Raw genomic sequence first — 13,049 nt, forward strand, 5'->3', positions numbered from 1 at the left:
ACGCCAGTGAGGTGAGTCAGCCGCCGGTGGCGAATCCCGGGAAGAGAGTCATCCCGCCGTCCACGTAGAGGGTGGCGCCCACGACATAGTCCATGAGGTCGGAGGAGAGGCCGACGGCCGCGTTGGCGATGTCCTCGGGGTCGCCGATACGGTCGTAGGGGATCAGCCGCAGGAGATCCTGCCTGGCCTCCGGTGTGTCCCAGGCATTGCGGTTGATGGGGGTCTTGATGGCCCCCGGAGCGATCGCGTTCACGCGGATCTTCTTCGGGGCGAGTTCCTGGGCCAGCGTCTGCATCATCATCTGCACCCCGCCCTTGGAGGAGGCGTAGTTGACGTGCCCCGCCCACGGGATGATCTGGTGCACCGAGCTCATACAGATGATCTTCCCGGCCGCGCGCGAGACCTCGGGGACGACGCCGCGCCGCAGGAACTCCTTCGTCGCCTCGCGGGCACAGAGGAACTGCCCGGTGAGGTTGACGTCCAGGACCTTCTGCCACTGGGCGAGCGTCATGTCGGTGAACGCGGCGTCGCGCTGCATTCCGGCGTTGGCGACCAGAATGTCGATGGTGCCGAACTCCTCGACCATCCGGTTCATCATGGCGACGACCTGGTCCTCGTCGGACACATCGGCCTCGTAGGCCGCCGCCCGCACGCCGAAGGACGTGATCTCCTCGACCACCTTGTCGGCTTCCTCACGGCCGGCCACGTAGTTCACGACCACGTCGGCTCCGGCCCGGCCCAGAGCGACCGCCGTCGCCTTGCCGATTCCGGAATTGGCTCCAGTGACCAGCGCCTTCTGGCCCTTGAGCAGGTGTGCGGGGATCACGCCCTGAGGTGCGCCCTCGGTGGAACTCACGATGACTCTCTTCTCCACTGCGTGGCCCGGGTCGGCCGGGCCTGGGCCCGGAGGTTCAGGCGTCACACAATCACCGTGGCCGAGCAGGGGCACGCCAAAAGAGCCTGTGTTGCGCTGTCCGACTGAGGATCTTCGCCCGGTCGGAGGTGGTTCGTCGGCCGTAGGTCAGCTCAGCCGCTCCACGAGGTGATCACCCACACGAAGGGCGTTCGCGATGGCCGTCAGGGACGGATTGACCGCCCCGATGCTCGGGAAGAAGCTCGTGTCCACGACGTAGAGGTTGTCCAGGTCGTGGGCCTTGCAGTTGACGTCCAGGGCCGAGCTCGCCGGATCGTTGCCGAACCGCACCGTGCCCGCCTGGTGCGCGGTGGCACCGATGGGCATGCCTTTGTGCAGGTAGATGCTGTGGGACAGCAGATGGTGCTCGTGCATGCCCAAGTGGCCCAGCATGTGCTGGAGCTTGTGCTGCAGGCGCTTGAGCCCGGCGATGTTGTTGGTCTCGTCGAGTGCCAGATGGATGCGGCGGTCATCGTCCAGGGTGACCCGGTTGTCGGGTTGCGGCAGGTCCTCTCCGCACAGCCAGAAGTCGACGGCGTGATGGGCCAGGACCTCGAAGGGCATGTCCGGTGCCATCGCTCCTGCCCAGCGCGGGGCCTCGCCGTGGATCTGCTCGGCATCCGACTTGCCGAGCATCTGGATTCCTCCGAGGGGATAGTCCCAGTCGTCCGCTCCCAGGTACCAGTCGTGCAGCGCGAGCGTCTTCTGGAACTGGGTGTCGTTGGGCTCCCTCGAAATGGCCATCAGGGCAAGGTTGTTGTGCCGCATGTAGTGCCGGCCGACCACATCCGAGCTGTTCGCCAGCCCATTGGGGTGCTGGTCGTTCGCCGAAGCGAGCAGGAGAGCAGCGGAGTTGACGGCCCCACAGGCCACGACCACGACATCCGCGGAAAAGCGGGCCTCCTCCTCGCCCGGGAGCTGGGCGACGACCGCTGTGACGCTGCGTCCCGTCGGATCGGTCTCGAGCCTTGTCACGCGGGAGTTGGTGATCATCTCGACATTGGGGTGTTGCAGTGCCGGTTCCACGCAGATCACTTGAGCGTCGGACTTGCCCCGGACCAGACACGGGAAACCGTCGACCCGGTTGCAGCGAATGCAGACACTGGAGTGGGTGGCCCTGCCGCTTTCGTCCTGGGTGAGGTTGACCCCGATGGGCAGGTGGAAGGGATGCAGACCCTGCTTTTCCAGGTCGTCGCTCAACTGCTGGATGCGCGGCTCGTGTTCGACCGGTGGATGGGCGTACTGGCCGCTGCACGCCCCCTCCCAGGGGTCCTCGCCGTGTCGACCGTGCACCAGGTAGAGGTGTTCCGCCTGTGTGTAGTACGGCTCCAGGTCCTCGTAGCGAATGGGCCAGGCGGGAGAGACACCGTCGTGGTGGCGCAGTTCGCCGAAGTCCTCCGGCCGCAGCCGGAACAGCGCGGCGCCGTAGAACTTGGTGTTGCCGCCGACGTAGTAGTTGACCTCGGGCGGGAACTCGTTGCCGTGTTTGTCGAGCCAGAACTCCGGAGCCCGGTACTTTCCCTTGACGAATACGGCTGTTGAGTCCCAGTTGTCGCGTTCGCGCGGCAAGTAGTCACCGCGTTCGAGGAGGAGCACGCGTTTGCCCGAGGGGGCGAGCCGGTGGGCGAGCGTGCCGCCGCCGGCGCCCGTGCCGATGATGATGATCTCGTAGTGGGGGGAGGCGCCCATGGCGACCACCGTCCTTGCCTTTGCGGTCTTGACCGTTGCCGGGCCCTGCCTCAGCTTTTGCCCCTCTTCGAACGTATACGCCCCGCGGTCATGCGGCACCTGGAACGGTCCGCGTTCCCGGCACGCTCACAGGACGGCGATCGGATTCACCGGAGAGCCGGTGGCCGCCGGCAGCCGCAGAGGGGCGACCACGCAGAGGAAGTGCCAGCGGCCCAGCTGTTCGCACGCCGGCACCAGCTCCTCGAAGTCCAGGTAGTCCATGAGGTGCAACCCCAGGGCGTTCACGGCCAGTACGTGCACGGGAAACGCGACTTCGGCCACCGCACTGGGGGCCGCGTCGTTGTTGCCGTCCGACCCCAGGACGGCCACGCGCCGCTCGGCCAGGAAGCGCATCGCTGCCGGGTGCAGGCCCGCCCGCGCCTGTGACGCGTTCCAGGCGCCGAGGCTTTGCCGCCGACGGCGGTGCCCGACTCGCACGAACAGCAGATCGCCCGGTCCCACCGCGACTTCCTGGGCGGCCTCGGCCGCCACCAGGTCGTCGGCGGTCACCTGATCCCCGGGGTCGAGCCAGGGCACACCCCAAAGGCGCGGGATGTCCAGAAGGACACCGCGGCCGACGATGCCGTCTCGGACGAGGTCCAGCGTGAGGGCGCCGGCGCCGTCCGGGGTCACGGTGCTCGCCGGAACACCGTCGTAGAGTTCTCCGTCGAACATCACGTGACACAGGGCGTCGAGGTGGCTGTCGGCGTCCCCGTGCACGTTCATGGCGAACCGGTCGCGGGCGAAGTGCAGCCCCTGGGCGTCTACCTCCCCGCGCACCGGCGCGGTCATCCGGTGGGACGCGGGCTGCGGGTCGTCCGGACCCGGCTCGGTCTCGATGGGGGCGGCCATCGAGACCGTGCGTCCGTCCCGGACCTGGTTGGCGGCGGCCACCACCCGCTCGGGCGTGAGGTGGCCCAGCGCTCCGCGCCGGTGATCCGGGCCGGCCAGGGCCTGATCACGCAGCCGGCCGTACAGGGATCTGAAGGCCGCCTCGGACATGCCGTGCGGCGCCGCGGGGTGCGACGTCGCGGGGTGCGGGTGCGAACTCATGGTGACCGATACCCCTGACCGGGCGGAGAGCCGCTGCTCACCGGGGCGGGATACGGAGCGTCGGGTCGGTTGCGTTCGTACGATCCGTCACGTGAGCTCCTCCTCATCCGGCGCAGGGCTCTGCTTCCAATGTCGGCCTCCGCAGACCTCTACGCATCCCGGGCTTCTTCGTGCGTTGTTCGCCAACCGGGCTCGAGGCGGTCGAGGAGAAGACGGAAGGCCGTGGCGGCTTGGTCCCAGTCGCCGGTTGCCAGCGGCGCGCAGACAAGGCCGAAAACGGCGTCCACCAGCAGGGTGGCCTCGCGCCTGGCGCGCGCTTCGGGCAGACCCAGGCCGCTGAAGACTGTGGTGATGAGGTCCGTCCATTCGGCGAGGAGATCACGCATCAACGGCCCGTACCGGTCGGGATGCAACAGGCTGGTGGTCATCATCTCGAAGTACAGCGGGAGCGCCGCATGGAGGTCGGGGGTGTCGAACTGCTGCCACAGCTCTTCGAGGAAGCGGCGCAGGCCGACGGCATCCTTCGGCGGACCGACCACGGCCAGGACCTCCCGGCCCCTCAGAAGCGGTCGCCTCTCGTCGATGGCGAGGGCCTCCGAGATAAGTCGGTCCTTGGTTCCGAAGTAGTACAGGAGCATGCGGTCGCTGGTACCCAGCGACCGCGCCATGGGGCGCAGGGACAGGTCGGACAGCCCGTTCTGAAGCACGTATGCGCGAACGCGGTCCAGTAGCTCCCGGCGCTTGGCCGGATCCGCCGGGCGCGGCATGGGCGCCTCCCGAAGCGCGGTGAGGAATGGACGATCTGAAGCACGGTGACGAACGGACGACACCCCTATGTCCAGTGCGCACCGCTTTACCCCTTTACCGTAGCATCTGCTACATGTATCCTGTTGATGTAGCAAGTGCTACGCGAAAGGTGAGCCCGGCGAAGCAGTCCTCTGATCTCGAGGAGCGCGACTTCGCCCCGGACCACCGGGCCACTCGACACCGCAGAAGGGATTGATTCACCATGGCCAGCCCGACCCATCGCCTCACCGTCGGCCTGCCGACCGGCGTGCAGCAGGAGGAATGGATGGCGAAGGACGCGTCGACGTCATGGTTCGCACGTCAGCGTGGCCTGTGGGCACGCACCCTGGCGCCTCTGCGCCCATTGGACGCACCTGCCGCGCGGGCCACGCCCTTCGAGGCGTCCTGGCCGCTGGCGCTAGACCTCAGGTCGGTGGGCCGGGCCCGGCGAGCGGTGACGGGGCGCCTTGACGAGTGGAATCTGAGCCACCTGGCCGACACCGCCGAGCTGCTGGTCAGCGAACTGGTCACCAATGCCCTGCGCCACGCGCCCGGCCCCGTACGGCTCAACCTGCGGGTGACCGCCGACGGCCTGCGATGCGAAGTCGAGGACACCAACCTGGCCACCCCGATACGGCGGAGCGCCACCCCGGATGCGGAAGGCGGTCGCGGTACCGAACTCCTCGATCTGCTCAGCGACGGCTGGGGCAGCTACGAGACGGGGACCGGCAAGACCACCTGGTTCGAACTGACCGGTCCCTTCTGTCGAGGAACCGTAGAAGACGCCGCAGAATAGGCGACGGTGGGGCCGTAGCGCGATCAACGGAGCTTCAGGACCCAGCGGTGCTCCGAGCGGCAGACTGGCCGTGGCCGCGATTAACACCTCGGGCAGGGCGGCCCAGGCCATCCCCGCGGAGCTGCCCGCAGAAGTCACCTGCCTGACAGCTTCTCCTGCAGCCAGTCGAAGACGACCTCGCAGTGCTGCTGCGGGGCCATCGGGGAGCAGTGCATCTGCGCGCCGGTGGCCGCGGTGAGCTTCACGTAGTCCTTGGGAGCCGTCAGCTTGTCGAACATCTGGCGCGGCTGGCCGGGATAGAACTGCTCGTCGTCGTAGTCGAGGACCAGCGTGGGCATCTTGATGCGGGCCACGACGTTCGTGATGTCCAGGGACTCAATGAGTCTGGCGGGCGTGTAGAAGTCGGTGAACATCTTGCCCTCGCGGGCGTCGAGCATCGCCGGCACGGAGAAGGGCTCGATGCGCTTCTTCATCGTCGCAGCCGCGGACGAAGGCAGCTCGGGGACGACCTCCTTGTTCCAGACGTTGTTGGTCTCCTCCTTGTCCGGGGTGAGGATCTTCCGGATTTCCGGAGGAAAGCCCAACCAGGGCGCGAGCACTCCGGGCATCGCCACCACAGCCGCGATCCTGTTCTCGAAGGCCGCGGCCCTGGGGGCCAGGTCCCCCGCCATGCTCAGCCCGGTCAGGGCGATCTTGCCCGGGTCCACATCCGACCGGGCGGCCAGCCAGTCGACAAGCGCCGTGACCACGGTCTCCCAATGCGGAGTGAAGACCACCTGGTCCACGAAGAGCAGCTGCCCCTGGCCGGGCCCGTCGTACACCAGTGCGTTCCAGCCGCGCCGCAGAGCCGCCGGAACGCCGTAGGTCCACATGTCGACGTTCTGCCCGTCGCTGCCGTTGGTGAGGATCACGGTGGGGCGCCGCTTGCCGGAGGCGTCCGGCCGGAAGAACCACACAGGCAGCGGGGTCTTCCCGTACGGGACGTTCGCCGTCACGGCTGCCGGGTCGCACAGCTTGCAGAACTTGTCCCAGGCGCCACGCCCGGCCTGGTACAGCTGTTTCTCGCTGCCGGGGTCCTCGGAGCCGAGGACGAAGAACAGCGCCTGACCGTAGTACTGAGCGGCACGCAGCGCACGGAAACGTGTGGTCTCCATCCCGGCCTTGCTGCCCTGGGGCGGCTCCATCAACTGATCGCCGAGTGCCTTGAAGGTCTCGGTGTACGTCTGCGCCGAGAGGCCGGCCTTGTTGATCGCGTTCACGGCGGTGAGTACCTCGCCCACCTCACCGGCGCCGTAGCCGGACGCGCCGAGCGCGAGCAGCCCGTTGAAGTTGAAGGCCTGGTCATTGAAGAGAGTCATCGCCCCGGGCGTGGGATTGCCCGCCGGGGCGGAGGCCGACGCCGTAAGGCTGGGGGTGCGCGCGGATGCGGGCGATGCGTTCAACGGGGTGCATCCGGCGGCCAGCACGGCTCCGGCCCCACCGACGAGCCCGCCCAGCGCGGTGCGGCGGGTGGGGCTGGATGCGCGATCACGCGGTACGTCTGTCATGCCAGCCGAACGTACGAGCCGTGCCGCCCGGACCCTCTCCGCGACACCCGCCGATCCCCCGAACGGCGCTTCACACAGTCCCTCGGGGCCTCAATGGCGCGGAGGCAGATGTGCTCCCTCGACCGCCGACGCATCCCACGACCAGGGGCCGAAGGCCCGCTCTGACGCCTTCCGGACAGTGCCTCGTCGCCGGACGCCTCGAGAAGTTCGGCAGACCGGAAGCCCGCATTCCACCACTCGTCGTGCCGATCACAGAGATGGCGAGAACCGAGCCAGTGAGGCGCGTGGGGGGCGCCGGCATCGGCGCGGCCGACCGGCCCCCCTTCTGCGTCGCTTCTCACGCTGCGCGCTGCCCTCCCGTCGACCATTCATAGGATCTAATAGGGCTGGCGCGCGCGGAGCCGACGGATACCGGTACTCACCGGTCGACGGCTCCGCATGGAATCCGCGCGGCCCTCGACTCCGGACGGTTGTGTATGCCCGCTGCTTCTCCCCACCGTGATCCCGCGTCCCCCATGCAGAATGCAGCAGGCTCGCCGGCTGCGCCCCAATACCACGACCTGTTTCTCCAGCCCCGCTACACCGTGGAACTGGCGCCGCAGGAGGACGAGGAAGACACCGTCTCGCCGCCTCCGCCCGCACAACGGCGGCGCCGCGCAACCCGGAGCCGTTGACTTCCGGCTCCCGTACCCCGCCGCGCCCGGCGTTCTGCCTGGTATACCGGGCTGCGCCAACAGACTCCGCCTGGCCGCAGGAACGCGGCGGATCGCAGCAACCGCCGCGTTGCGCTCCCTCGCCCTCAGGGCTCCTGCCCGCCCTGTTCTCCAGGCCGCTCGGTCTGTTCGCCCTGCTTGTCCCACTGGTGTGGTCAGCGGGTCATACCCGGGCGATGAGCTCGTACGGCTCGTCGCTCACCGCCTCGCCCCACACGAGCACCCTCTTATCCTGTGCAGCGACACAAGGCAGAGGAACCGTGCGAGTGGTGCCGGCTCTGTCAGGGGGGATGTGGCCGAGCCGAACGTTCCAGCGGCCACCACGCAGTGTGAGGGAGACCGCGGACAAGGGGGGCACATCGAAATGCCAGAAGGCTGTTGCCGGTGCGGACAGAGCATGGACGAGCGAGGCCCGGACAACGGCTGGTTCGGTGATGGCCAATACGCGGCCCGTGCCAGTCGGCACGCTGCTCAGCCAGTTGGCGGTTCGGCGGCAGAGCCGGCGTACGGACTCGCCTCCGGGCGGCGCGGCATCCGGGTCGGTTAGCCAGGCGGCGTACGTGTAGGGGTCGTCGGTGGCGACTTCGCCCACTGTGCGGCCGCGCCACATGCCGTAGTCGAAGTCGCGCAGTGCGGGTTCGAGTGTGGTCTCCAGGCCGAGAACCCCAGCGGTCTGCGCGCAGCGGTTCGACGGTGCCCGGATGGCCAGCGAGTACGGGGGGAGCATTGCGCGGGCGGCGCGTGTCTCACGCAGGCCGCGCTCACTGAGGAGATCGTCACCGAAGACTGCATCCCTGGTGCCCCCGACAGGCGCGCACATGAATGTCAGGCTGACCGACATCGGCCTACCTCCTTCCTGGCCCGGCGTGACGCCGGATGGGGTGAGACCGTCGAAAGCCGTGGGTGCCCTGGAGAGCCTCCGTAGCCGAGTACGGCCGGCGCCGCCGAGAAGGGCGAGCTTGGCGTGTATGCCGCGACGGGTAAGCCGAGCCTGGCCGCCGCCATACGACGATGGTGGAGGGCTGCCAGGTCAGTACCACGTACTCGCCGGTGTCGAACAATTCGACCCGCACCCCTGCGCCCCGGTCCGCGGCTGCGACCCGCCGGTGAGAAGGACCAGGGAGAACCCGGCGAGCGGAGCGAACCAGGGCGGGCGGCGGATGCCACCTCGGACGGCGCGGCCTCTGGTACGTCGTGCGTCATGTGATCCAGGGTCGGAGACGCTGCCGGTCAAAACTATCCGGCAGGTGTCCGGAACCGCCCCCGCCGACTGGCTGGCGCAGCCCCCGCCACCCGGCCGACCGGGGGTCGGAAGCCTGCAGGGTGACCCTCGGCACCGGGCGGCACGGGAGGAGCAACCGATCTTGCCGGGCGACTTGCCTCGCGTGTACACAGATCCGCTTCAGCGAGGACGTGGACAACGGACAGAGAGCAACCCCGTCCCCAACTTTCTCGAACCACCGGCCAGGCCCGCTCGACAGAGCCGACGCCAACTCCGCGAGCGCAACCCTTGCCGGACCAGAGCGGGATCTGCGCTCTGGTCCTCCCGGATGAGAGCCGCAAGGCCTATCCATGGTTGCGGCATTACATCCTTCTCAAACCCGAGGGCCGCAGGATCTGCCAAGTGAAGGGCGCCCCTTCATGGCGGATGTGCGACCAGCCGCCGGCCTCATCCCGATCTGCCTCAGCGAGGGGCCACGACCTGGCCGATCAGCTGATCCACGGTTTCCACGCCGCTTTCGCGAGGTCTGCTCACCTGATGTGCGACGTTGTCCTGTTGACCCATTGAGACAGTGTGAGTTGCATGGTCAGGGTCGCTCGGTGTGGCCGGCGGTGACTGGGCGTGGGGTGGCCGCAGTCGGCCCGGGTGGCCGCGTGCAGCCGCGTGTTTCGGCCTTTGCCGCAGGCCAGGGCGTCGCGCAGAAGAGAGAGGTGTGCGGGCACGGCTGTGCGGCAGTCGTGCTCGTCCCGGCACGTGTTGCAGGTTGCCTGGTGAGCCCGCACCGCGCTTGCCTCATCGGGTGCGAGGGAATTGAGTTCGTGTCCGGCCAGTAGTGCACGAATCGTGCGGCATTCCTCGATGGCCGTCTCTTCGTCGGACTTCTTGGTCAGGCAGTGGGCTGCGGTCATGGCGAAACCTCCGTTTCAGGGTTTCACCATCGCCCAGAAACGGCCCTCAGCGCGTCGTCCCCACGCAGCGACTTCCGGCTACCACGGCTGCGGTATGCGAGAGGCCGGCCTACGGCTGGGACAGAAGATGAGGGCACCGTGCTGGGGACTATGCGGGTTGCTGGGAGCGATCCGGTTCCGTGGCCGGACTGACGAGCCCGCACTGGTAGGCGATGACCACGAGCTGGGCGCGGTCACGAGCTGCCAGCTTGGTCATGGCCCGGTTGATATGGGTCTTGGCGGTCAGCGGGCTGACGAACAGGCGCTCGGCGATCTCGTCGTTGGACAGGCCCAGCGCGACGAGGCTCGTGACGTCGCGTTCCCGCGGCGTCAAGCTCTCCAGCCGTTCATGTACGGCCACCGGGCATGGATCCGGCTGGGCCAGAAAACGAGTGATCAACGCTCGCGTCGCTGACGGGGACAGCAAGGCCTCACCGTCAGCGACCGTGCGGACGGCATCGAGGAGCTCCTCGGGCCGCGCACCCTTGCCGAGAAAGCCGCTCGCACCCGCACGCAGTGCTTCGGCGACATGCTCGTCATCTTCGAACGTGGTCAGGATGAGCACCTTCACCTCTGCGAGGTCCTCGGACTCGGTGATGAGCCGTGTCGCCTCGAGGCCGTCCATCTCCGGCATGCGGATGTCCATCAGGACCACATCCGGGCGCTGCGCGTCGGCCAGCTCTACTGCCTCCCGGCCGTTGGACGCCTCGGCCACGGTCTCCATGTCATCCGTGGCGTCGAACAGCATTCGGAAGGTGCCCCGCAGCAGGGCCTGGTCATCGGCAAGCAGTACACGAATCGTCATGCTCAAGGCTCCGATCCAGTGCCGGGCTGGGGCGCAGCGGCAGTTCGGCGGTCACGGTGAAACCGCCCTCGGGGCGCGGTCCCGCATACAGCGTGCCTCCGATCGTGGTAGCCCGCTCACGCATCCCGATCAGCCCGTGACCGGCCCCCGGGTGAGGACGGTGCGTTCCGGCACATCCGTCGTCCTCGACGGTGATCGTCAGCCGTTCACTGTCGTAGTGCAGGAACAGCCGGGCATGGTCGGCGCCGGCGTGCTTGCGCACATTGGTCAAGGACTCCTGCACGATGCGGTACGCGGCCAGGTCGACCGCCGGCTCCAGCGGTTCGGTGGTGCCCCGCCGCGTGTGGCTCACGGCCAGCCCGGCGCGTTCGAACGACGCCAGAAGTGCGGGTACTTGTGCAAGGCCCGGCATCGGGTCGCGGGGCGCCACCGGCTCGTCGGACTGCCGCAGCAAGCCTACGGTCACCCGTAGTTCGTCCAGCGCGGAACGGCTGGTGTCCCGGATGTTCTCCAGAGCCGTCAGGATTTGTTCCGGGCGCTGGTCCACCAGATGGACGGCGACGCCTGCCTGAGCGTTGATCAAGGCGATGTGGTGCGCGACGATGTCGTGCAGCTCGCGTGCGATCCGGACGCGTTCGGCCGCCACTCGCTGCCGTGCTTCCTGCTCGCGGGTGCGCTCGGCATGCTCCGCCCGTTCCTCCACGGCCGCCACATAGGCGCGCCGTGAACGCAGTCCGTCCCCGACGGCGGCCGGCAGAGCCGTCCAGGCCACCGTCGCAACATGGTCCGGGTCCAGCCACGAGTTCGAGGACCACACCGCGACGGCGCCCACCATGACGGCAGCCGAGACAGCCGCCGCGGTCCAGGCGGTGCGCCGGTCGGTCCGCACGGCGACGTTGTAGACGGACACCAGAACCGGGCTTGTCACCAGTGGACTCTCCCGGAACCCGAGCATCGGAAAGACCACCCCGCAGCCAACGGCGACGGCCAGTACGCCGAACGGGTGGCGACGCCGCCAGACCAGCGCGGAGCAGCCGACGGCAGCCAACACCACGGCGGGCCAGCGCAACACGAACTGGTGCTGGTGCGGGTCGATCGAGGCAGCCACGACCGACAGCACGCACAGCACAGCCACGCCCAGGATGTCGACTGCGCGGTTCCGGGCTCGCCCTTGCCGCCTCCAACTGTTGAGCACCGTCATGCCATCACCGTAGGGTCGGTGACCGGTTCGGGCATCGTCTCGCCACGGCAGGGGCGGCTCCGGGGCGCTTCCAGCACGAAGGCCGACCGGGTCGGCTCCACCGTGAGTCCGGTTGCGTCCACGGAGCTGTCATGGCTCCGCCCGGTCCTTGTACTTGTCGCGGCCCGAACAGGCAGAGGGAGAACGTCCGTTCCAGGGCGACAGGGCGTCCGTCCGGCCTCGCTCCAGCCGGTGCCGAGCTCACCGATGCAGCCCTGTTCGCCTTCGACGTCACAGGGACCGCCATCACCTGAGGCAGGGCAATCCAAGTGGCTGTGACCGCTTCCGGGCACGGCCAAGAAGTACGCGGGTCGCGGCTGGACACGTGGCGCCCGCCGGCCCGATCGATCATCCCCATCCGACTTATCGCTCGACCAAGTTGCGTTGCAAGTGGCTACGGAGACAGGGCGTCCCGAGGGAGTCGGCTCCCGTGGGCTTCGGGGCGTCCTTCTCGGAGAAGACGACGATGTCCGTGAGGGTGAACCCTGCGGCCGTCAGCATGTCGGCGGTCGGCCGGGGGAGGCGGCAGCCGCCGAAGATCCGCTTGTTGATCGCCTCCAGGCGTAGCTGCCAACGGCGCACGTTTTCGTGCTCTGCTGGGGCCAGCCCGTGTTCGGGGAAGTGCAGGCTCCGTCCGGGCTCGAGGACACGTCCCACCAAGCGCAGGGCGGCATCGGCGTCGGGGATGGTGACAGCGTCGACGTGGTCAGGGCGGCATCGAAACTGTTGTCCTCGAAGGGCAGGGACTGGCCATCCAGGCCGGCGCGCCTCACCGGGACGCTTGCCGCCCTTACGCGTTCTCCGACGAGCTTCCATCCGAGATCGGAAGGTTCTACACCTCTTCCGAACGCCGAAGGGACCGGATCGCGGGTGACCGGCGATGACTCCTGGCGTATGGGTACGTGAGACGGTGAACCACCAGAACACCGATCTGCGCGACAAGTTGGCCTCCCACCAGCCCTTTTTCGGTGCACCGTCATTTGGGGGTGGATGACTTCGCTCTCAAGCGGGGTCACATCTTCGACATCACGCGTATCGACATCGAGGCCGGCCAAGCCGTGGACGTACTGCAAGACGGTCGAGAAGTGCGTCGTCGCCCATCACCGCTGTCTCGCCCCGCCTGAGGAGGCCCACGACGAGGTGGTGGAGCCGCCCGCCGGGCCACCGGTGATCGAGGTCAAGCGGGCGGCGAACAGCCGGGCGCCATGCTCGAGAGAGCAGCCGTGCTGTTGTCCGCGCGTCGTCGAACCCGCTGCGCGCAGACGCGCGGCTGATGAAACTCGCCACCGCCGCTGCGGC

At 68.2% G+C, this 13,049-nt stretch carries 11 protein-coding genes; 1 reads left to right on the top strand and 10 read right to left on the bottom strand.

Annotated features, from left to right (window positions below; translation table 11 throughout):
* Window positions 1-16: 16 nt before the first annotated feature.
* The 4 genes from OG390_RS03460 to OG390_RS03475 form a co-directional block, all read right to left on the bottom strand.
* The gene (locus OG390_RS03460; protein ID WP_406164923.1) at window positions 17-856 is read right to left on the bottom strand and encodes an SDR family oxidoreductase; all 840 of its coding nucleotides are present in this window, start codon (window positions 854-856) and stop codon (window positions 17-19) included.
* A gap of 165 nt (window positions 857-1,021) precedes the next feature.
* Window positions 1,022-2,602, bottom strand: a complete 1,581-nt coding sequence (locus OG390_RS03465) for a GMC oxidoreductase (protein ID WP_406164924.1) — start codon at window positions 2,600-2,602, stop codon at window positions 1,022-1,024.
* A 126-nt stretch (window positions 2,603-2,728) separates the two neighbouring features.
* Window positions 2,729-3,643, bottom strand: coding sequence for a cyclase family protein (locus tag OG390_RS03470; RefSeq protein ID WP_406177474.1), 915 nt, complete (start codon window positions 3,641-3,643; stop codon window positions 2,729-2,731).
* Between the two features lie 200 nt (window positions 3,644-3,843).
* Entirely contained in the window at window positions 3,844-4,461 is a 618-nt protein-coding gene (locus OG390_RS03475; RefSeq protein WP_406164925.1) for a TetR/AcrR family transcriptional regulator, read from the bottom strand.
* Window positions 4,462-4,766: 305 nt separating this feature from the next.
* Here OG390_RS03475 and OG390_RS03480 point away from each other — a divergent pair, with 305 nt between their 5' ends.
* The gene (locus tag OG390_RS03480) at window positions 4,767-5,276 is read left to right on the top strand and encodes an ATP-binding protein (protein WP_406177476.1); all 510 of its coding nucleotides are present in this window, start codon (window positions 4,767-4,769) and stop codon (window positions 5,274-5,276) included.
* A gap of 134 nt (window positions 5,277-5,410) precedes the next feature.
* Here the strand turns inward: OG390_RS03480 and OG390_RS03485 are convergent, their stop codons facing one another.
* The 6 genes from OG390_RS03485 to OG390_RS03510 all read right to left on the bottom strand — a co-directional run bounded on the left by OG390_RS03485 (window position 5,411) and on the right by OG390_RS03510 (window position 12,332).
* Window positions 5,411-6,823: an alpha/beta hydrolase family protein gene (locus OG390_RS03485; protein ID WP_406164926.1), complete on the bottom strand. Its 1,413-nt coding sequence runs from the start codon at window positions 6,821-6,823 to the stop codon at window positions 5,411-5,413.
* A gap of 876 nt (window positions 6,824-7,699) precedes the next feature.
* A complete protein-coding gene (locus OG390_RS03490) occupies window positions 7,700-8,377 on the bottom strand; it encodes a histidine phosphatase family protein (protein ID WP_406164927.1) in 678 nt (225 codons plus the stop codon).
* A gap of 911 nt (window positions 8,378-9,288) precedes the next feature.
* A complete protein-coding gene (locus OG390_RS03495; RefSeq protein WP_406164928.1) occupies window positions 9,289-9,666 on the bottom strand; it encodes a zf-HC2 domain-containing protein in 378 nt (125 codons plus the stop codon).
* A 148-nt stretch (window positions 9,667-9,814) separates the two neighbouring features.
* Window positions 9,815-10,510: a response regulator gene (locus OG390_RS03500; RefSeq protein ID WP_406164929.1), complete on the bottom strand. Its 696-nt coding sequence runs from the start codon at window positions 10,508-10,510 to the stop codon at window positions 9,815-9,817.
* Window positions 10,482-11,711: a sensor histidine kinase gene (locus tag OG390_RS03505; protein ID WP_406164930.1), complete on the bottom strand. Its 1,230-nt coding sequence runs from the start codon at window positions 11,709-11,711 to the stop codon at window positions 10,482-10,484. Before OG390_RS03505 ends, OG390_RS03500 begins: the two co-directional genes overlap by 29 nt.
* A gap of 402 nt (window positions 11,712-12,113) precedes the next feature.
* Window positions 12,114-12,332, bottom strand: a complete 219-nt coding sequence (locus OG390_RS03510; protein ID WP_406164931.1) for a hypothetical protein — start codon at window positions 12,330-12,332, stop codon at window positions 12,114-12,116.
* Window positions 12,333-13,049: the final 717 nt, after the last annotated feature.

It is taken from the genome of Streptomyces sp. NBC_00996, assembly GCF_045162675.1.
GTDB lineage: Bacteria > Actinomycetota > Actinomycetes > Streptomycetales > Streptomycetaceae > Streptomyces.